19 protein-coding genes and 2 tRNA genes are annotated in these 17,531 nt (G+C 67.8%); 7 read left to right on the forward strand and 14 right to left on the reverse strand.

The window, feature by feature from the left end; genetic code table 11:
* The first annotated feature begins 137 nt into the window (after window positions 1-137).
* Complete coding sequence (locus AC07VX_RS09410) at window positions 138-1,220, forward strand: NAD(P)/FAD-dependent oxidoreductase (protein ID WP_493164444.1); 1,083 nt, start codon at window positions 138-140, stop codon at window positions 1,218-1,220.
* Window positions 1,221-1,228: 8 nt separating this feature from the next.
* Here the strand turns inward: AC07VX_RS09410 and xopAW are convergent, their stop codons facing one another.
* The gene (xopAW, locus tag AC07VX_RS09415) at window positions 1,229-1,933 is read right to left on the reverse strand and encodes a XopAW family type III secretion system calcium-binding effector (RefSeq protein ID WP_493164445.1); all 705 of its coding nucleotides are present in this window, start codon (window positions 1,931-1,933) and stop codon (window positions 1,229-1,231) included.
* Window positions 1,934-2,099: 166 nt separating this feature from the next.
* Window positions 2,100-4,343, reverse strand: a complete 2,244-nt coding sequence (locus tag AC07VX_RS09420) for an aminotransferase class V-fold PLP-dependent enzyme (protein WP_493164446.1) — start codon at window positions 4,341-4,343, stop codon at window positions 2,100-2,102.
* Between the two features lie 131 nt (window positions 4,344-4,474).
* On the opposite strand from AC07VX_RS09420, the gene AC07VX_RS09425 reads away from it, so the two are divergent.
* From AC07VX_RS09425 to AC07VX_RS09440, 4 genes are all read left to right on the forward strand, one after another.
* Window positions 4,475-4,936 carry an Lrp/AsnC family transcriptional regulator gene (locus AC07VX_RS09425; protein ID WP_493164511.1) on the forward strand — a complete coding sequence of 154 codons (462 nt, stop codon included), beginning with the start codon at window positions 4,475-4,477 and terminating at the stop codon, window positions 4,934-4,936.
* 140 nt (window positions 4,937-5,076) lie between these two features.
* On the forward strand, window positions 5,077-5,328 hold the full coding sequence (locus AC07VX_RS09430) for a hypothetical protein (RefSeq protein ID WP_493164447.1): 252 nt from the start codon (window positions 5,077-5,079) through the stop codon (window positions 5,326-5,328).
* 42 nt (window positions 5,329-5,370) lie between these two features.
* Complete coding sequence (locus tag AC07VX_RS09435; RefSeq protein WP_493164448.1) at window positions 5,371-6,435, forward strand: DUF5694 domain-containing protein; 1,065 nt, start codon at window positions 5,371-5,373, stop codon at window positions 6,433-6,435.
* Between the two features lie 134 nt (window positions 6,436-6,569).
* Window positions 6,570-6,776: a hypothetical protein gene (locus tag AC07VX_RS09440; protein WP_493164449.1), complete on the forward strand. Its 207-nt coding sequence runs from the start codon at window positions 6,570-6,572 to the stop codon at window positions 6,774-6,776.
* Between the two features lie 342 nt (window positions 6,777-7,118).
* On the opposite strand, the gene AC07VX_RS09445 is transcribed toward AC07VX_RS09440, so the two are convergent.
* The 8 genes from AC07VX_RS09445 to uvrC form a co-directional block, all read right to left on the reverse strand.
* Entirely contained in the window at window positions 7,119-7,391 is a 273-nt protein-coding gene (locus tag AC07VX_RS09445) for a hypothetical protein (protein ID WP_493164450.1), read from the reverse strand.
* 289 nt (window positions 7,392-7,680) lie between these two features.
* Window positions 7,681-7,756 (reverse strand) — tRNA-His (locus tag AC07VX_RS09450).
* A gap of 28 nt (window positions 7,757-7,784) precedes the next feature.
* A complete protein-coding gene (locus AC07VX_RS09455; protein WP_493164451.1) occupies window positions 7,785-9,698 on the reverse strand; it encodes a SurA N-terminal domain-containing protein in 1,914 nt (637 codons plus the stop codon).
* A gap of 104 nt (window positions 9,699-9,802) precedes the next feature.
* Window positions 9,803-9,878 (reverse strand) — tRNA-Val (locus AC07VX_RS09460).
* Window positions 9,879-9,901: 23 nt separating this feature from the next.
* Window positions 9,902-10,174, reverse strand: coding sequence for an HU family DNA-binding protein (locus AC07VX_RS09465; RefSeq protein WP_056201680.1), 273 nt, complete (start codon window positions 10,172-10,174; stop codon window positions 9,902-9,904).
* Between the two features lie 226 nt (window positions 10,175-10,400).
* Window positions 10,401-10,967: a CDP-diacylglycerol--glycerol-3-phosphate 3-phosphatidyltransferase gene (gene pgsA / locus AC07VX_RS09470; protein ID WP_493164452.1), complete on the reverse strand. Its 567-nt coding sequence runs from the start codon at window positions 10,965-10,967 to the stop codon at window positions 10,401-10,403.
* A gap of 66 nt (window positions 10,968-11,033) precedes the next feature.
* Window positions 11,034-11,540, reverse strand: a complete 507-nt coding sequence (locus AC07VX_RS09475; RefSeq protein WP_493164453.1) for a hypothetical protein — start codon at window positions 11,538-11,540, stop codon at window positions 11,034-11,036.
* A 23-nt stretch (window positions 11,541-11,563) separates the two neighbouring features.
* Window positions 11,564-13,456 (reverse strand): excinuclease ABC subunit UvrC, encoded by a 1,893-nt coding sequence (uvrC, locus tag AC07VX_RS09480; protein ID WP_493164512.1) that lies wholly within the window; start codon window positions 13,454-13,456, stop codon window positions 11,564-11,566.
* 141 nt (window positions 13,457-13,597) lie between these two features.
* Here uvrC and earP point away from each other — a divergent pair, with 141 nt between their 5' ends.
* Both earP and efp read left to right on the forward strand, forming a co-directional pair.
* Window positions 13,598-14,617 carry an elongation factor P maturation arginine rhamnosyltransferase EarP gene (gene earP / locus AC07VX_RS09485; RefSeq protein ID WP_493164454.1) on the forward strand — a complete coding sequence of 340 codons (1,020 nt, stop codon included), beginning with the start codon at window positions 13,598-13,600 and terminating at the stop codon, window positions 14,615-14,617.
* Between the two features lie 104 nt (window positions 14,618-14,721).
* Entirely contained in the window at window positions 14,722-15,276 is a 555-nt protein-coding gene (efp, locus tag AC07VX_RS09490) for an elongation factor P (protein WP_293501648.1), read from the forward strand.
* A gap of 53 nt (window positions 15,277-15,329) precedes the next feature.
* On the opposite strand, the gene AC07VX_RS09495 is transcribed toward efp, so the two are convergent.
* The 4 genes from AC07VX_RS09495 to AC07VX_RS09510 form a co-directional block, all read right to left on the reverse strand.
* Window positions 15,330-15,551 (reverse strand): hypothetical protein, encoded by a 222-nt coding sequence (locus AC07VX_RS09495; RefSeq protein ID WP_493164455.1) that lies wholly within the window; start codon window positions 15,549-15,551, stop codon window positions 15,330-15,332.
* Between the two features lie 117 nt (window positions 15,552-15,668).
* Window positions 15,669-16,322 (reverse strand): ankyrin repeat domain-containing protein, encoded by a 654-nt coding sequence (locus AC07VX_RS09500; protein WP_493164456.1) that lies wholly within the window; start codon window positions 16,320-16,322, stop codon window positions 15,669-15,671.
* A complete protein-coding gene (locus AC07VX_RS09505; protein WP_493164457.1) occupies window positions 16,319-17,107 on the reverse strand; it encodes a TatD family hydrolase in 789 nt (262 codons plus the stop codon). The genes AC07VX_RS09500 and AC07VX_RS09505 overlap by 4 nt, the downstream gene beginning before the upstream one ends.
* Complete coding sequence (locus tag AC07VX_RS09510; protein ID WP_493164513.1) at window positions 17,107-17,499, reverse strand: PilZ domain-containing protein; 393 nt, start codon at window positions 17,497-17,499, stop codon at window positions 17,107-17,109. The genes AC07VX_RS09505 and AC07VX_RS09510 overlap by 1 nt, the downstream gene beginning before the upstream one ends.
* Between the last annotated feature and the right edge of the window lie 32 nt (window positions 17,500-17,531).

Below are 17,531 nucleotides of genomic sequence, written 5' to 3' on the forward strand. Positions count from 1 at the left end.
AGCGGCGACAGTCGCCCCCCTCAGCTGGGGGGCGGGGAAATGTCCGGTTCCTGGAAGAGATGACGCCCCCTTGGCAAACCCTAGGTTCAAACGCCCAAAAGCGAACTACCGACTCGCCATGCCCTAGGCTGCGGGTCATGGATCAGGTGGAAGTGGCCGTCATCGGCGCGGGTGTCATCGGGCTGGCGATTGCGCGCGAACTGGCGCAGCGCGGGCACGAGGTGGTCGTCATCGAGGCGGCAAGCGCCATCGGCACGGGCATCTCCTCGCGCAACAGCGAGGTCATCCATGCCGGGCTTTACTACCCCGCGGGCAGCCTGAAGGCACGGCTGTGCGTGCGCGGCAAGGCGCTGCTGTACGACTACTGCTCGGCGCGCGGCATCGCGCATCGGCGCTGCGGCAAGCTGGTCGTGGCGACGCGGGCCGCAGACATGCCCCGGCTGCAGCAACTGGCCATCAGCGGCGCGGCCAATGGCGTCGACGACCTGCGCCTGCTGGGCCAGGCCGAGACGCTGGCGCTGGAGCCGGCGCTGAACGCCGCGGGCGCGCTTCTGTCGCCGTCCAGCGGCATCGTCGACAGCCATGGGCTGATGACGGCCCTGCTGGCCGACGCTGAGGCCCATGGCGCGACGCTGGCGCTGGCCAGCCCGGTCACCGGCGGTGCACGCGATGGCCAGGGCTGGCGCCTGCGCGTGGGCGCGGATTTCGAGGTGGGTGCCCGCCGTGTTGTCAATGCGGCCGGGCTGTTCGCTGCCCAAGTGGCCGAGCGCCTGGGCACGCCGGCGCCGCGACTGCGCTTTGCGCGCGGCCACTATTTCTCGCTGGCCGGGCGGGCGCCGTTCGCCCGCCTGATCTATCCGCTGCCGGTGGACGGCGGCCTGGGCGTGCACCTGACGCTGGACCTGGGCGGCCAGGCGCGCTTCGGGCCGGACGTGCAATGGCTGCACGACGCCGACCCGGCCGCGCTGAACTATGCCGTCGACGCGGCGCTGGCGCCGGCTTTCGAGGCCGAGGTGCGCGGCTACTGGCCCGGCCTGCCGGGCGGCGCGCTGCAGCCGGCCTACAGCGGCATCCGCCCCAAGCTGGGCGGCCCGGGCGAAGCAGCGGCCGACTTCCGCATCGACCAACCCGCACCGGGCCTCGTCAACCTGTTCGGCATCGAGTCACCCGGACTGACGGCGTCCCTGGCCCTGGCCGAGCAGGTCGCCGAGTTGCTCTGATCGCGCGCTCAGGCCGTCGTGCTGACGCCCTGGGTTTGCGACGCCGGCTGCAACCAGTTCTTGCTGATCTGGTCGTAGAGCTTCTGCGCCAGCGCGGCGATCTCGGAGTTGGCACCCTGGGCGCTGTCGCCGGCGCCCGTCTTGGCCAGCTCCTTGAGCTCACCGGCCAGGCGCTCGATCTGCGAGACGGTGCCGTCCTGGTTGACATCCAGCGGGTCGTAGTCGGTCGACGTGGCACTCGTCCCGGTGCTGGTGCCGCTGCTGCCGGTGGCCGCCGCCGGAGGCGGCATGCCTCCCGCGGGCCGCTGCGGCCGGCCGGCCTCGAATTCGCTGCGCGACAGCTGACCGTCGCCATCGGCGTCGAGCTTGGTGAAGGCATCGCTGTCACCGTCGTCGTTGGCCGTGCCGCGCAGCTGCGCGAAGTCCAGCGTCGAGGCAGGTGGCGGCATGAGGTCGCGCATGCCCTGGCTGAGTTCGTCGCTGGACAGGCTGCCGTCGCCGTTGCCGTCCATCTTCTTCAGCAGCTCGGCGCTGTCGCCGGACTGGCCCGTGTGAGCCAGCATCGAGGCCAGCTCGGTGGCATCGACGCTGCCGCTGCCGTCGCTGTCCACCTTGGCGAACATGCGGGCATCGTGCTCGGCCTTTCGGTTCTGTCCGCTCTGGCCGACATCCCAGGACCGGTTGGCACCGCCCAGGCCGCTGATCGTGCTCATGGCTACTCCTTCAAGAGATTGCATACACCCCGCCGCCGGGCTGGCTGCGGGTGAAATCATTCTTAAGAGGGCGAGTAAGCCATCTGTAGCTGCTGTGTATCGAGGTGGACACAAAGCCGGTTCGGATGCCGCGAACTGGACGCGGATGGGCGCGCTGTTCGGGCGATCAGATGGCCAGCGCAGCGTCGGCGCCGGCCATGGCCCGCGGCCACAGGGCCAGGCCGCCGCGCAGGCTCCAGGTCTGTGCGTGGCCCAGCCGGCGCAGCGCACGTGCGGCCTGGGCGCTACGGTTGCCGCTGCGACAGTAGAAGACGACCGGCGTATCCGGCGGCAGGGCCAGCCAGCGCGTCAGTGCTTCCGGCAGGCCGGACAGCGGCACGGCCTCGCGGCGCACGGCGGCACCGAGCTCCGGCGCCTGGCCGAGACGCTGCTCATAGGGTTCGCGCACATCGACGAGGAGCAGGTCGGAGTGGCGCTCCAGTTGCTGCTGCAGTTCGGAAAGGTCGAGCTCGCTGGATGCCAGCGCGCAGGCGCTGTCAACACGCGCGCCGCAGGCGACGGTCTGGTACTCGGTCAGCGCCAGCCCCTGCTCCAGCTGTGCCTTGGCGGCGGCAAAGGCGGCGGCGTCTTTGCGCCCGCCAAGCACGTCGGCCAGCAGCGGCTGGGCGGCGCACTCCACCGCCAGCGTGCTGGCGAAACGGTCGTCGTAGTCGTGGCCGGGCAGCAGCAGCGCGTGCGGGCCGACGGCCTGCTCGAGGCGGGCCAGCGAGGCACCGTAGGCCAGCGGCGCGCTCTGCTCGAAGTCGCTGCGGCCCAGCGCGCCGGGCATGACGGTATCGCCGACGAAGGCCAGGCGCAGGGTGGCTGTGTCGTGCAGCAGGTAGGCGGTCGAGTCCTCGGTGTGGCCAGGGATGGCCAGGCGGGTCAGCCGCGATGCGCCGAGCTCGATGGCCTCAGTGCCGCGCGGCCAGCCCAGGCCGTCCACTTCGCCTCGCGGCTGCTGCACGGCGGCGAGCAGTTCGGGCGCCGACGAGGCGTGATCGCCATGGCTGTGCGTGTCCAGCACGGCGGCCAGTTCGTAGCCCTGGCAGCGCAGCCACTGGGCCAGGCGCTCGGTCAGCTCCGGCAGGGGATCGATGACGACGGCACGGTGGCTGGCCGCGTCGGCCAGCAGATAGCAGCATGCGCCGTCGACGACGAAGCGCGTCAGGCCGTCGGCCGGCAAGGCCTGGCCAGGGGCGCTCGGGTCCAGGCAGCTCTCGCGCAGCGACTCGCCGCAGACACGGATGCTCGCGCAGGCCTCGTCGATGAAGGCGCGGTCGACCACGGGGCCGAAGGACATGCGCACGCTGGACGCCGTCTGCCAGACGGGCAGGCCCATGGCTTCGAGCACGTAGCTGGGCTGGGCCTTGGCGGCGCTGCAGGCGGAGCCGCCGCTGACGCGAAGCTCGGCGGCGTCGAACAGATCGAGCAGAAGCTTGGAGCTGATGCCGGGCACGGCGAAGTTCAGCGTCGTCGGCAGGCAGTGTTCGGGCGGCGCGTTGAAGAGCAGACCGGGGAAGGCCAGCTGCAGCGCGCTGGCGAGGCGATCCCGGTGGGCCGCCAGCGTCGCGTGGTCGCCGAAGGTGCCACCCTCTTCCAGTGCCGCCAGCACGGCGCCAAGAGCCGCGATGCCCGACATGTTTTCCGTGCCCGAGCGCAGGGCTCCCTCCTGGCCGCCGCCGGCCAGCAGCGGCGTGAACGGTGCGCTCTCTCGTACATAGAGCAGGCCGATGCCTTTGGGGGCGTAGAGCTTGTGGCCGGAGAACGGGGCGTAGTCGATGCGGCGCTCGGCCAGACGCAGCGGCAGCTTGCCCAGGGCCTGCACGCCGTCGACCATCCAAAGCGCGGGACTGCCGGCCAGCGCGGCGGCGATGCCGTCGAGGTCGCTGATGACGCCGGTCTCGTTGTTCGCCGCCATGGTGCAGACGAGGCCGGCCCGAGGCGCGTGTTCGCGCAGCCAGGCCAGGTCGTGGCGCCCGTCTCGCCCGACGGGAATGGCGCGCAGCTCCAGGTTCAGGCCCAGCAACGCATTCCAGTGCCTGATGGCCTCAGGCACAGCCTTGTGCTCGGTCGCCCCATAGAGCAGCAGTTCGGGACGGGCAGGCGCATCGCGCAAGGCGCCCAGGGCCGACAGCACGGCCGTCTGGATGCCCTCTGTGGCACCGCTGAGGAACAGCAGCCTGCCGCTGCCCGCGCCCAGCACCCGCCGCGCACGGGCTCGCACGCCATCCATCAACGCCCTCGCCTTCAGGCCGGTGCTGTGGACGCTGCTGGGATTGCCGAAGTCCTCCGCCATCGCGGCCATCGCGGCTTCGCGAGCCAGCGGCAGGACCGGCGTGGTGGCGTTGGCGTCGAGATAGATTTCCATGGCGTGCCCGGGCAGAGGTGGAAGATGCTGGCAGGCATTGTTGTCAGTCACCTAAACAAATGGTTTGCTCAAGTCACGACGGTCACCCCCGATTTGAGCATTCGATACCTAATATCATCCAATTCATGAAATTGGATTCCATCGACGTGCGTATTCTGGAAATCCTGCAGCAGGATGCCACACTCCAGGTTGCCGAAGTGGCCGAGCGTGTCGGACTGTCGACAACGCCTTGCTGGCGGCGTATCCAGCGGCTCAAGGAGGCCGGCGTCATCACGCGCCAGGTCGCGTTGCTGGACCCGCAGAAGGTCAATGTCGGCGTGACCGTGTTCGTCTCGGTGCGCACGAGCACGCACAGCCAGGAATGGTTCGACGCCTTCAAGGCGACGGTCCAGGCCATTCCCGAGGTCGTCGAGTTCTACCGCATGAGCGGTGACGTGGACTACCTGCTGAGGGTGGTGGTGCCCGACATCGCCGCCTACGACCGGGTCTACAAGCGCCTGATCTCCGGCACTCAGTTGCACGACGTCAGCTCAAGTTTTGCCATGGAAGAGCTCAAGCTGACGACGGCATTGCCGCTGAGCTACATCGCCTGAGGCGCGGCGCTCCGGTTCATCTCGCAAAACTGCAGCTCGTCCGGCCGCGGCGGCTGTCCGTCGCCGAGGGCTCGCGGCGCCGGCCGGCGCGAACGACATTGCCGTCACTGACGCAGCCCCCCCGCTGACCGGAGCCCACCATGAACGCCGTTACGCAGACCTTCGCCATCGCCTTCGCCTCCGTGGCCGCGGCTGCCACCATCGGCATCGGCCTGGCCAACGGCACCGCCGAGCCCGCAGCACAGGTCGCGAAGCTTGAACGGGTGGCCGTCGCCGGGCAGACGGCACAAGTGGCCGTGGTGAGCAGGCTGCCGCGGGTGGTGATCGAGCAGCGTCGCGCCGAACCGGCGGACCTGACGTTGGCTCAAATCCAGCCCGTCAGGGCGCTCTGAAGTGTTCCCCGCACGCCGCGAAGACACAGGGGGGCTTGCTGCATGCGCAGACTGACGACGTGGATCCTGCGAGGCGCGGTACTGCTGCCGCTCCTGCTGGCTCTTCTCGCACAGGCCCAGGTCACGCTGAAGCGATCGGACCGCGACGCAGCAGACCCTCGCGCCCAGGTGCTGGTGCTGGGCACGGTGCATCTGAGTGGCCTGCCGGAGAACTTCGATCCGGCGGCGTTGCAGGGGGTGCTGGATCGGCTGGCCGAGTTCAAGCCGGACATCATCACGATCGAGGCAGTGTCGGGCGAGGAATGCGACCTCGCCGCACGCCACCCGACGAAGTACGGGCTGGACTTCTGCCCCTCCGCCGAGGCGGCCAGGCAGGCGACCGGACTGGACGTGCCGGCGGCCATGGCCCAAGTTGCCAAGATGCTCAAGGCATGGCCGGCCAGGCCCGCACCCTCGCAGCGCCGACACCTGGCCGCACTGCTGCTCGCAGCCAACGACCGGGCTTCTGCCTACGCGCATTGGCTGCAGCTGCCCGAAGCCGAGCGCAAGCCAGGCGACGGGCTGGATGCGGCCCTCGTGGGCCTGCTGTGGCAGATCGCCACGCGGCGCAACGAGAACTACCTGCTGGCCGCCAAGCTGGCTGCTCGCCTCGGCTTGCCGCGCGTCTACGCCATCGACAACCACACCGGCGACGACATCAAGTTCGCCGACGAGGAGGCTTTCGGCAAGGCCATCAAGGCGGCCTGGGCAGCCGGTCGATCCGAACTCGACGCGCGCGAGAAGCGCGTGCAGGCGCTGTCGGCCGAGGCCGATCTGCTGCCGCTGTACCGGTATGTGAACGAGCCGGGCTATCTGCAGACGCTGGTTGATGTCAACATCAAGGCAGCGATGAGCGCCAAGTCTCCCGAGGGCTATCCGCAAATCTGGGTGGCCGGCTGGGAGACGCGCAACCTGCGCATGGTTGCCAACATCCGCGAGGCCTTCCGCGAGACGCCGACGGCCCGCGTGCTGTCCATCGTGGGTGCGTCGCACAAGCCCTGGTTCGACGCCTGGCTGGGGCAGATGCAGGGCGTCGACATCGTCGACGCAGCGCAATTGCTGAAGTAGCGCCCTGCCTCTATCCCCCGAAAGAGGGAGTCGCCGGGGGATACACCCCCACCCCCCCCCATCGTTCCCACTTTGGGGCGATTCCCGCCAGGCCGGCAAACTCCGAGACTGCCTCGCATCAACAGGAGACAGCCATGACGACCAGCCGCACCGCCGAACTGATGAGCCGCATGCCCCGCTGGTTCGTCGAGCACGCCCGGAAGACCGAAGAGCGCGCCCAGCGTCGCCGGGAGGCTCAGGCCAAGCGATTCGAGTTGGAGTTCCTGTGCGGCGTCGAGATCAAGGACAGCGGTTGGCAAGAGTGGCAGGACACCGTCGCGACCTTCGGGGGCGCCAAGTGAGAGCGGCCTTTGCGTTGGTCGCTGCGCTGGCCGGTGCCGTGTTTCTGACCGTCAGCGATCCGGCCGAGGCCGGCCCAAACCGTTCAAGCTCGGTCGTTCGAGCGTTCATGAAGGTGAGCCCATGCCCGGCAAACGGCGCGACCAGGGGACCGTGCCCGGGGCACGTCGTGGATCACATTCAGCCGCTGTGCGCGGACGGCGCTGACGTCGTTGAAAACTTGCAATGGCAGACGACGAGCGAGGCCAAGGAGAAGGACCGATGGGAGCGGCAGTACTGCCGGTTCAGGCGCGCACGGCTGTCAGCAGGTGGCGGCGAATAGCTGGCGAGGTTTCACCGCTGGTTCAACGCTCGCTGACCTGCTCCGCGTGGCGGCACGTCCACGCCACGGCCGAGAACTTGCCCTTGGGCCGCGTGTAGCGGTATTTCCTGAAGGTCAGCCGCACACGGCCGAGCCAACCGGCGTTCACCTCGACGCTGATCTCGTCGTCGGGCACCAAGACGGCGTCAGGCAATGAGCATTGGGCCTCACCGACGTACTGGCCGGGGACGCGGCCAAGGATGCCGTTGTCGACGAGCGTAGATGGCAGCGGGGTAATGTGGTCAGGTGCTTGCATGCAGCCATCCTCCTGGCAAGCTGGCTCGCTGGATGAGCCTGCTACTCTGAGGCCGGTGCCGGTGGACTGGAAATGCGCTCGCCCCAATCCGCGCGAGCGGCTTGACAGCGCGCACGTCGCACGCCGCCGGGCATCCATCCGTGCGTCCGAGCTACGAAGCAAGTCCGGCGGCCGAACTAGGACGGGGCACTCCCGCCAACGTCGGCAAACCGTCTTACTCAGGCATTACATGGGACGTCACAAAGAAAAAGGACTTAGAGGCTTTCGCTTCTAAGTCCTAGATTTTATTTGGGGTGGCTGATGGGACTCGAACCCACGACGACAGGAATCACAATCCTGGACTCTACCAACTGAGCTACAGCCACCGCAGAGCCAAAAAGTATAACCGAAAAATCAGGGTGCGCTGGCGGCCGACGCCGGAGCGGCGACCTTGATGACAGCCTTGTACTGGGACTTCAGCGCCGCCAGATAGGCCTGGCCCTCGGCGCGCGCCCAGGCACTGGCGTATTGCTGGGCAGCGCGCTTGTCGTCGATGACGGCCACGTCACGCGGCTGCAGCTGGTTGATGCGCACGACGACATAACCACCATCTTCGGACGCAACGCCGACGGCAGTCGGCAACTTGGCAGCATCGGCGGCGAGAACGGCTTCAAGCTGGACGCGCGACAGGCCCTGGGGCTTGGCGCGGGACACGGTCACGGCCGCCTCCAGGCCGGTAGCGTCCGCGGGACTGGCCTTCAACGTGGCCAGTCGCGCCTCGCCCGCCTTCTTCGCCTGCTCGGCGGCGAGCTTCTTGACGAGTTGCTCACGCACCTTTTCCTTCACGTCCGCCAGGGGTGGCACGCGGGCTGGGTTGTGCTGGGCGACGCGAGCCGACACCAGCTGGCTGGGCCCGGTCTCGACGGCCTCGGTATTGCGCTTGTTGCGCAGCGCGTCGGCGCCGAAGACTGCGTCGAGCAACTTGGCCGAGGCCAGCGGGCCGGCCGCACCGGGCAGCGGCTGGCGCTGCACGGTGGCCGTCTGAACCTGCAGCTTGAGCTTGTCGGCAGCGGGCTGCAGGCTGTCGGACTGTTCATAGACGAGATTGCCGAACTGCTCGGCGGCTTCGGAGTAACGCCGCTGGGCGAGCTGCTTGCGCACCTCGTTTTCGACCTCGGCCCGCACCGCTTCGAAGGGTTTCTTGTCACCGCCACGGGTGCCGGTCAGCTGGATGATGTGGTAGCCGAAGTCCGTCTCGACGAGGTTGCTGATCTCGCCCTGCTTCATCGCGTAGACCGCGGCGTCGAACTCCTTGACCATGGCACCGCGGCTGAAGAAATCGAGGTCTCCGCCATTGGCCGCGGAACCCTCGTCCTGCGAATTCTTCTTGGCCAGGGCGGCAAATTCAGCCGGGTTCTTGCGGGCCTGAGCAAGGATCTCCTCAGCCTTGGCCTTGGCCTTGGCGCGCTCCGCGGCGGGCGCGCTGCGATCGACCTTGATCAGGATGTGGCTGGCGCGACGCTCCTCGGGCGCACCGTAGCGGGAGGCGTTTTCCTTGTAGTAGTTCTGCAGGTCTTCGTCGCTGAACTTGACGTCCTTCTTCAGCGCCTCCAGGTCGAGCACGACATACTGGATCTGCGCCGACTCGGGCAGCTGGAACTTGGCGGCGTTGGCCGGCTCCTTGTAGAAAGCCTCGATGTCGGCATCGCTCGGGTTGAGCTTGGCCGCGAAGTCCTTGATGTCGAAACGCTGCAGCTGCACCTCGCGCTGCTGCAGCAGCGAGTCGAAGGCCAGCTTGGGTGCCGCGGCGCCGACGGCCACCGAGGTCTCGACGGGCGACGTCACCTGGCGCAGCGCGTAGTCCTGGCGCAGTCGCTCCATGAAGATGGACGGCGTCATGCCCTGGGCGGCAAGCAGGGCCTTGTTGACCGTACCGTCAGGATTGCGCAGGAAGGCGAACTGAGGGTCGTTCCAGAAGCGGGCGTTGACGGACTCGGCGCTGGGCGTGAAGTGCTGCTGCTCGGCTGCGGCCTTGAGCGTGCGCTCCGCGACCAGACCCTCGAGGGCCTGCCGCTTGACCTCGGGGGTGTCCAGCATCTTGGCGTCGACGGTCGGGTTCTGGCGGCGGATGCGGTCAGCTTGCTCGCGCTGGGCAGCGTCCCATTCGGCCTGGCTGATCTTGCGGCCGTTGACGCTGGCCACGCCGGCGTTGGCGCCGTCCATCATGCTCGTATAGCCCTGCATGCCGACGAAGGCGAAGGAGGGCAGGATCAGCAGCGTCAACAGGATCTGGAACAGGCGGTTGTGCTGGCGGACGAATTCAAACATCTCAGGAAGCCTTGAGGATCAAACGCGACAAAGGCGAACCGAGGTTCGCCTTCGAGGGGAGCCGCATTCTAAGTGCGAGGCGGCCGGGGCCGCCTGGGTGCGGGTGGTGGGCGCTGACGGGCTCGAACCGCCGACAATCTCCGTGTAAGGGAGGTGCTCTACCAACTGAGCTAAGCGCCCGGAATTTCCGGGACCGGCAGGGATCAGTTCACGGCGTCCTTGAGCGCCTTGCCGGGTTTGAACTTGGGCACCTTGGCCGACTTGATCTTGATGGTGTCGCCGGTGCGCGGATTGCGGCCGGCGCGCGCGGCGCGCTTGGTGATGCTGAAGGTGCCGAAGCCCACCAGCGAAACGGTGCCGTTCTTCTTCAGCGTCGTCTTGACGCCGCCGATCACCGCTTCGAGCGCACGGCCGGCTGCGGCCTTGGAGATGTCGGCCTGCTTGGCAATGTGCTCGATCAATTCGGACTTGTTCACTCGTGCCCCCTCATGACGATTCAGCGGACTGTTGAGCCCTGCATCCTCAGACGGCTTGCAGGACTGCGATGAGATGTCGATCCCGCGCACTGCGCAGCCTGTGACAGGCCGACTGAAGCGGCCAAGGCGCTCGCGGGGAAGCGGATTCTAGACGCGCGACCGGCTGCAGGCGGGGCGGGAAAAGTCCCGATACAACTCGATGTCCGGCTTGGCGCGGGGCCGCACCTCAACGCGCCTTGGCGCGGATCTCGGGCACGGCCTTCTGCAGGTAATAGACCATGGACCAGATGGTCAGCACCACGGCGGCATAGATCAGCCAGGTGCCCCACACCCGGGTGGGGATGAGGCCGAAGAGCCGGCCGTCGTAGAGCAGGAAGGGGATGGCCACCATCTGCACCGTCGTCTTGAGCTTGCCGACCATGTGCACGGCAACGCTGCGCGAGGCGCCGATCTGCGCCATCCATTCGCGCAGGGCGGAGATGGCGATCTCCCGGCCGACGATGACCAGTGCCACGAAGGCGTTGACGCGACCCAATTCCAGCAGGACGAGCAAGGCCGAGCAGACGAGGAATTTGTCGGCCACCGGGTCGAGGAAGGCACCGAAGGATGAGGTCTGGTTGAGCTTGCGCGCCAGATAGCCGTCCAGCCAGTCGGTCAGCGCGACGACGATGAAGAGCCCTGTCGCAAACAGGTTCTGATGGGCGGGCGTCAGGTCCAGGTAGAACACCCCGACGATGAGCGGGATGGCCACGATGCGGGCCCAGGTCAGCAGAGTCGGCAGCGTCAGGAACATGCCGGGCATTGTGCCCAAGCTGGCGGACCTGCTCGGCGGGCGCGCAAGGACTGTGGCGAGAAGGTGTCAGTTGAGGGTGAGCGGCTTGAAGCGCCGATCCTCTTCGAAAAGAAAGGTCTCCGTGAATTTCCAGGGCTCTGGCATGCGCCGCACGTCGCCGAAGGGTGCGGCGCGATGGATGGCGTCAATGGCCATCTGCAGGGTCTCGGGCGCGAACCGCGGCTTGCGGACCACGTTGACACGACGCACGCTGCCATCGGATTTGACCTCGACCTCGAGCACGACCAGGGTCAGCAGATGCGTCGGGGCGGGCGTCATGTAGGTGCCCTGGGGGTTGGCCATGACGAGGCGCTCCGCCGCCTGGCGCCGCAGTTCATCCTGCGTGCGCACGGCGCGCGGCGTCGGCAGGCCGGCGGGCCTGGGCGCCGCGATGACGGCCGGCGACGGCAACGGGGCCGGCATGGCTGCGGGCGGCGGCGGCGGCGCGGGTACGGGCGGCGCTGCGGCGCAGCCGGCCAGCACCGGTCCGATCAGCCAGCGGGCGGCACGCTTGAGGCGGTTGAAGACAGGCACGTCGTTTTCCTTTGCTTTGGCGCTCAGTGCAGCGCACGGTAGATTTCTTCGGCGAGCTCGCGCGAGACGCCCTTGACGCCGGCCAGCTCGTCGACGCTGGCCTCCGCCACGCCCCGCACGCCGCCGAAGCGCTGCAGCAACTGGGCGCGCTTCTTGGGGCCGATACCGGGCACGTCTTCCAGCCGCGAGCCTCCCGTGCGCGTCGCGGCGCGCTTGGCGCGCATGCCGGTGATCGCGAAGCGGTGGGCCTCGTCGCGGATCTGGGCAATCAGCATCAACGCGGCCGAATCGCGGCCCAGGTAGACCTTCTCCCGCCCGTCCGCGAACACCAGCTCTTCCAGCCCGACCTTGCGCCCCTCGCCCTTCTCGACACCGGCAATCAGGCCCAGGTCCAGCCCCAGTTCCTCGAAGACCTCGCGGGCCATCGCAACCTGGCCGCGGCCGCCGTCGACGAGAACGAGATCGGGCAGCCGGCCGGTACCCAGCTGGGCCGCCTCGGCCATCTTGCTGTAGCGGCGCGTCAGCACCTGACGCATGGCGGCGTAGTCGTCGCCGCCGGTGATGCCCTCGATCGTGTAGCGCCGGTACTGGCTGCTCTGCATTTGATGTCCCTCGAACACCACGCAGCTTGCCATCGTCGCCTCACCGGCGGTATGGCTGATGTCGAAACATTCGACACGGAATTTTTCGATCTCTGGCGGCGTCAGGTCCAGCGCGTCGACGAGCGCCCGGGTACGCGCCTGCTGTGAGCCTTCCTCGGCCAGCAGCCGCGCCAGCGCGAGCTCTGCACCCTTGATGCACATCTCTTGCCAGATCCGCCGCTGGCCACGCGGTTGGGCCTGCACGGTGACGCGGCTGCCGGCCTGGCTGCCCAGCACATCGGCCAGACCAGGGTCGACGCCTTCGCTGACGACGATGAGGCCTGGCACCGGCGACGCCAGATAGTGCTGGGCCATGAAGGCCTCCAGCACCTGTCGCTCGGGCGACAACGCCTCTTCGTCTTCCAGCCGGATGGCTGTCGCATCGTCGACATGCCTGGGGAAGAAGGCCCGGTCCCCCAGATGGCGGCCGCCGCGCACCATCGCCAGGTTCACGCAGGCGCGCCCGCCCTGCACCTTGACGGCCAGGATGTCCACGTCGCGGTCACGGCCGGTGGCGCTGCTCTCTTCGACGACCTGCTGCTGCAGCACCTTGGACAGCGCCTGGATCTGGTTGCGCACCTCGGCGGCCAGCTCGTAGTGCTGAGCCTCGGCAAAGGCCATCATCTGCGATTGCAGCGAGACCATGACCTCGTCGGTCTCGCCGCGCAGGAAGCGCTCGGCGCTCGCCACGTTGCGTGCGTAGTCCCCCCCCTGCCCGGCCGGCACGCAGGGGCCGGAGCAGCGCTTGATCTGGTGCAGCAGGCAGGGCCGGCTGCGGTTGTTGAAGACGCTGTCCTCGCAGGTGCGCAGCTTGAACACCTTCTGCATCAGCTGGATGGATTCCTTCACCGCCCAGGCGCTCGGAAAGGGTCCGAAGTACTGATGGCGCTTGTCCACGGCGCCTCGGTAATAGGCCATGCGCGGGTAGGCGTGCGCGGTGATCTTCAGATAGGGATAGCTCTTGTCGTCGCGGAACAGGATGTTGAAGCGTGGGTTCAACGTCTTGATCAGGTTGTTTTCCAGCAGCAAGGCCTCGGCCTCGGTGCGAACGACGGTCGTCTCCAGCCGCGCGATCCGCGCCACCATCATGCCGATGCGCGTGCCGCCATGGTTCTTCTGGAAATAGCTGCTGACGCGGCGCTTCAGATCCTTGGCCTTGCCGACATAGAGCACTTCGTCCCTGGCGTCGAAATAACGGTAGACGCCCGGCAAGGCTGGCAGCGCATTGACTTCGGCCACCAGCTTCTCGCGCACCTCGCGCGCGGCGGCCTCCATTTCGGCGGCGCGCTTCTTCTCGGCGGCCTCGACGGCGGCGCGCTCGGCAGACCACTCGGCCTGCTGCTGCTCACCGAGTTCGGAATTGGACGGGGTCGGGTTCGACATGGCGCCAGATTTTGGCCTGGGACAATCCCCCTCATGCTCTGGGACATCTTCTGCCGCGTCATCGACAACCACGGCGACCTCGGCGTCTGCTGGCGGCTGGCTCGCGACCTGGCGGCGCGCGGCCAGATCGCCCGGCTGTGGGTCGACGATGCCTCGGCACTGGCCTGGATGGCCCCGCAGCGGCCGGGCGGCGTGCAACTGCGCGCCTGGCCCGAGGCCGACACCAACGAAGCGCCCGGCGACGTCATCATCGAAGCCTTCGGCTGCGAGTTGCCGGCCGCCTTCGTCGCCCGCATGGCCGCCCGGACACCAGCGCCACGCTGGATCAACCTGGAGTACCTCAGCGCCGAGGACTACGTCGAGCGCAGCCACGGCCTGGCGTCGCCGCAATTCAGTGGCCCCGGCAAGGGACTGACCAAGCATTTCTTCTACCCCGGCTTCACGTCACGCACCGGTGGGCTGCTGCGGGAACCGGGTCTACTGGATCGCGTTGCCGAATTCGACGGAGCGGCCTGGCTGGCCGCGCGCGGCTGGGCGCCGCGGCCGGGCGAGCAGGTCGTCAGCCTGTTCGCCTATGCCAACCTGGCCCTGCCTGCCCTGCTGCACGCACTGGCCGGCCGGCCCACGCTGCTGCTCGCCTGCCCGGGCCCGCTGCAGGCTCAGCTGACTGCTCAGCCCGGCCTGCGCAGCATCGCCCTGCCCTACCTTTCCCAGGACGACTACGACCGCCTGCTCTGGGCCTGCGATCTGAATTTCGTGCGCGGCGAGGATTCCTTCGTGCGCGGCCAATGGGCAGGCCGGCCCTTCGTCTGGCACATCTACCCCCAACACGACGACGCCCACCACGCCAAGCTGGAAGCTTTCATGCAACGCGCAGCGCTGCCCGAGCCCTGGCGCGCCGTCTGGCGCGGCTGGAACGGCATGGCAGCCCTGCCACCCACGCTTACCGGGCTGGACGACGCGGCAGCCCATGCGCCGCGGTGGCGTGCGCAATTGGCGGCGCAACCCGATCTGCTGGCGCAACTGCAGTGCTTCTTAGGGGTTTCCAGCTAGAATGTTGGGCTTTGCCGCGCCAAGCCGGAGTTCTGGAGTCTGGTGCGCTATCTGTCCTGGCCTCAATTCATGAAGGCCCGGGCCTCACTTCGAGATATCCCACCATGAAACTCGCTCAAGAAATCCGCGCCGGCAACGTGATCATGCAGGGCAAGGACCCGATGGTCGTCCTGAAGACCGAATACAGCCGTGGCGGCCGCGGCGCCGCCACCGTGCGCATCAAGATGAAGAACTTGCTGAACGGCGCTGGCGCCGAGCTGGTCTTCAAGGCCGACGACAAGATGGAGCAGATCATCCTCGACAAGAAGGAGTGCACCTACACCTACTTCGCCGACCCGATGTACGTCTTCATGGACACCGAGTACAACCAGTACGAAGTGGAAGCCGAGAACATGGGCGACGCCCTGTCCTACCTGGAAGACAGCATGGCCGCGGAAGTGACCTTCTACGACGGCAAGGCCATCTCTATCGAGCTGCCCACCAGCGTCGTGCGCGAGATCGAGACCGAGCCGGCCGTCAAGGGCGACACCTCGGGCAAGGTCATGAAACCCGCCCGCCTGAAGGGCACCGGCTTCGAGATCGCCGTGCCGCTGTTCGTCGAGAACGGCGACAAGATCGAAATCGACACCCGTACCCACGAGTACCGCAAGCGCGTCTGATCGCCCGTCGGCCTCGTCAAGCAAAACGCCCGCATCAGCGGGCGTTTTGTCTTTCAGAGCGCCTCGTCCGAGAGGTCGGGCACTTCCAGCTCGGCGTCGATCTCACGGTCGAAATCGGCGCTCGCCTTGACCGGGATCCAGGGCCGGTCCAGCGGGCGGTAGACACGGCGCTGCAGGCGGGTCAGGCGGTCGGAGCGTTCGATGGCGCTCATCACCTGCTCAGGGGCGATCAGCATCGCGAACGGGTCGGCCAGATTCGGGGTGGTGGTCAGCATGGTGAGCCTCGGGGTGAGTCGATGGCCTCACTGTAGGCAGTCGCCTCAAGCCGCAACAGTCGGCACAGCGCGCTGGCGGTTGTAAGACTTTTCCCTACACGCCCGTCTTCGCGAGAACTATTTGGCAGCGTCAGCCGCGCGCTGGCGCTCCTGCATGACGCGGCGCAGTTCCTTGGCCATCACGTCGCGGCCGCCGCGCTCGGCGAAATCGGCCGCCGTCAGTTCCTGCTCGTTGGCAGCGCGCGGCTCGGCACCGGCTTTCAGCAGCAGGGGCACGAGGTCACCGCTGCCGTAGCGCGCGGCCATCATCAGCGGCGTCGTGCCGTTCTCCGAGCGCGCGTTGAGCTCAGCTCCTTGGGCGATGAGGAAGGCCGCCACGCCGTTGTCCGGCCCGCTGCAGGCGTAGTGCAGAGGCGTCCAGCCGGCACGGTTGATGGCGGCACCGCGCTTGACCAGCGCCTGCGCCGCCGGCAGCGAGCCGCGGATGGCGGCGATCATCAGTGGCGTCTCACCCTGGGTGTTGACCTCGTCCACCTTCGTCTGCGGCGACGCAAGCAGGCTGTCCAGCGCGCGCAGCGATTCCTCCCTCGCGGCGATGAAGATGGCCTTGCGGCCGCGCGAGTCCGGCAAATTGGGGTCCACGCCCTTGAGCAGCAGGCTCAGCACGGTGCGGCCATCGTTCAATTCGGCCGCGATGACCAGATCGTCGATGGGCGCCGCCCGCGCCAGGGGCGTGGCGGACAGCGCCAGCGCCAGGATCCAAGCCCTCATGCCACCATCTCCGGCAAGCCGAACAACCGCCTCGTGTTGGCCGTCGTGAGCGCGGCAAGCTCCGGCACCGGCAGTCCGACGGCCTCCGCCACGGCCTTGGCCACATGAGGCACAAAGGCCGGCGTGTTGGTCTTGCCCCGGTAGGGCACCGGCGCCAGGTAGGGGCTGTCGGTCTCGATGAGCACGCGGTCCAGCGGCAGCAGCTTCAGCAGGTCGCGCAGGTCCTGGGCGTTCTTGAAACTGACGATGCCCGAGAAGGAGATGTAGTAGCCGCGCTCCACGGCCGCCAGCGCCACCTCGGCCGTTTCGGTGAAGCAGTGGAAGACGCCGCCTGCCACCTCGCCGCCCTCCTCGTCCAGCACACGCAGCGTGTCGGCCGCGCTGGAGCGGGTGTGGATGACGAGCGGCTTGGCCGCCGCCCTGGCCGCCCGGATGTGGGTGCGGAAACGCTCGCGCTGCCATTCCATGTCGTCGATGCTGCGGCCGTTCAGGCGGTAGTAGTCCAGCCCCGTCTCGCCGATGGCCACGACGCGCGGCAGGGCCGCCAGCCGCACGAGCTCTGCCACGTCGGGCTCGCGCATGTCCTCGGTGTCGGGGTGCACGCCTACCGTCGCCCACAGCTGCGGGTGGCCGAGGGCCAGCGCGTGAACGGTGTCGAACTCCTCCATCTGCGTGCAGATGCAGATGGCCTCATCGACCTCGGCCGACTTCATGTCCGACAGCACATCGGGCAACTTCGCCTTCAGCTCCGGGAAGCTGAGGTGGCAATGCGAATCAATGAACATCAGAGCGTCTGGGTCGGCTTGCTGGAGGAAATTGCAGTGCCGAGGATTTCCTCGATCCGCACGCGGATCAACCGCGTCTTCTCGTCGCCGGGGAAGCGCACGCCCACGCCCTGGGTGCGGCCGCCCGAGGCATTGGCCGGCGTCAGCCAGGCTACCTTGCCGGCAACCGGGTAGCGCTGGTTGTCCTCCGGCAGGGCCAGCAGCAGATAGATGTCCTCCCCCAGCTTGTAGTCGCGCGTCGTCGGCACGAACAGGCCGCCTTCCGTGAAGGCCGGGATGTAGGCCGCGTACAGGGCCGACTTCTCGCGGAACACGAGCTGGATGACACTGGGCCTTGCGCCCGAACTGGCGCCCTGGCCACCCACGGTGGGCAAGGGCAGCGAGCCGCCCATCTGGCTGGGCTGGAATTGCGGGGTCTGGCCGG

The organism is Roseateles sp. GW821-FHT03B02 (genome assembly GCF_059421025.1).

What these genes read in the sequence shown, in the direction of transcription:
- pgsA (WP_493164452.1), bottom strand. Translation starts at nt 10,967, where the DNA reads ATGTTCCTGACGCTGCCGACTCTGCTGACCTGGGCCCGCATCGTGGCC.
- earP (WP_493164454.1), top strand. Translation starts at nt 13,598, where the DNA reads ATGCTCTGGGACATCTTCTGCCGCGTCATCGACAACCACGGCGACCTC.
- AC07VX_RS09445 (WP_493164450.1), bottom strand. Translation starts at nt 7,391, where the DNA reads ATGCAAGCACCTGACCACATTACCCCGCTGCCATCTACGCTCGTCGAC.
- AC07VX_RS09455 (WP_493164451.1), bottom strand. Translation starts at nt 9,698, where the DNA reads ATGTTTGAATTCGTCCGCCAGCACAACCGCCTGTTCCAGATCCTGTTG.
- AC07VX_RS09495 (WP_493164455.1), bottom strand. Translation starts at nt 15,551, where the DNA reads ATGCTGACCACCACCCCGAATCTGGCCGACCCGTTCGCGATGCTGATC.
- uvrC (WP_493164512.1), bottom strand. Translation starts at nt 13,456, where the DNA reads ATGGAGGCCGCCGCGCGCGAGGTGCGCGAGAAGCTGGTGGCCGAAGTC.
- AC07VX_RS09420 (WP_493164446.1), bottom strand. Translation starts at nt 4,343, where the DNA reads ATGGAAATCTATCTCGACGCCAACGCCACCACGCCGGTCCTGCCGCTG.
- xopAW (WP_493164445.1), bottom strand. Translation starts at nt 1,933, where the DNA reads ATGAGCACGATCAGCGGCCTGGGCGGTGCCAACCGGTCCTGGGATGTC.
- efp (WP_293501648.1), top strand. Translation starts at nt 14,722, where the DNA reads ATGAAACTCGCTCAAGAAATCCGCGCCGGCAACGTGATCATGCAGGGC.
- AC07VX_RS09500 (WP_493164456.1), bottom strand. Translation starts at nt 16,322, where the DNA reads ATGAGGGCTTGGATCCTGGCGCTGGCGCTGTCCGCCACGCCCCTGGCG.
- AC07VX_RS09440 (WP_493164449.1), top strand. Translation starts at nt 6,570, where the DNA reads ATGACGACCAGCCGCACCGCCGAACTGATGAGCCGCATGCCCCGCTGG.
- AC07VX_RS09505 (WP_493164457.1), bottom strand. Translation starts at nt 17,107, where the DNA reads ATGTTCATTGATTCGCATTGCCACCTCAGCTTCCCGGAGCTGAAGGCG.
- AC07VX_RS09435 (WP_493164448.1), top strand. Translation starts at nt 5,371, where the DNA reads ATGCGCAGACTGACGACGTGGATCCTGCGAGGCGCGGTACTGCTGCCG.
- AC07VX_RS09510 (WP_493164513.1), bottom strand. Translation starts at nt 17,499, where the DNA reads ATGGGCGGCTCGCTGCCCTTGCCCACCGTGGGTGGCCAGGGCGCCAGT.
- AC07VX_RS09430 (WP_493164447.1), top strand. Translation starts at nt 5,077, where the DNA reads ATGAACGCCGTTACGCAGACCTTCGCCATCGCCTTCGCCTCCGTGGCC.
- AC07VX_RS09410 (WP_493164444.1), top strand. Translation starts at nt 138, where the DNA reads ATGGATCAGGTGGAAGTGGCCGTCATCGGCGCGGGTGTCATCGGGCTG.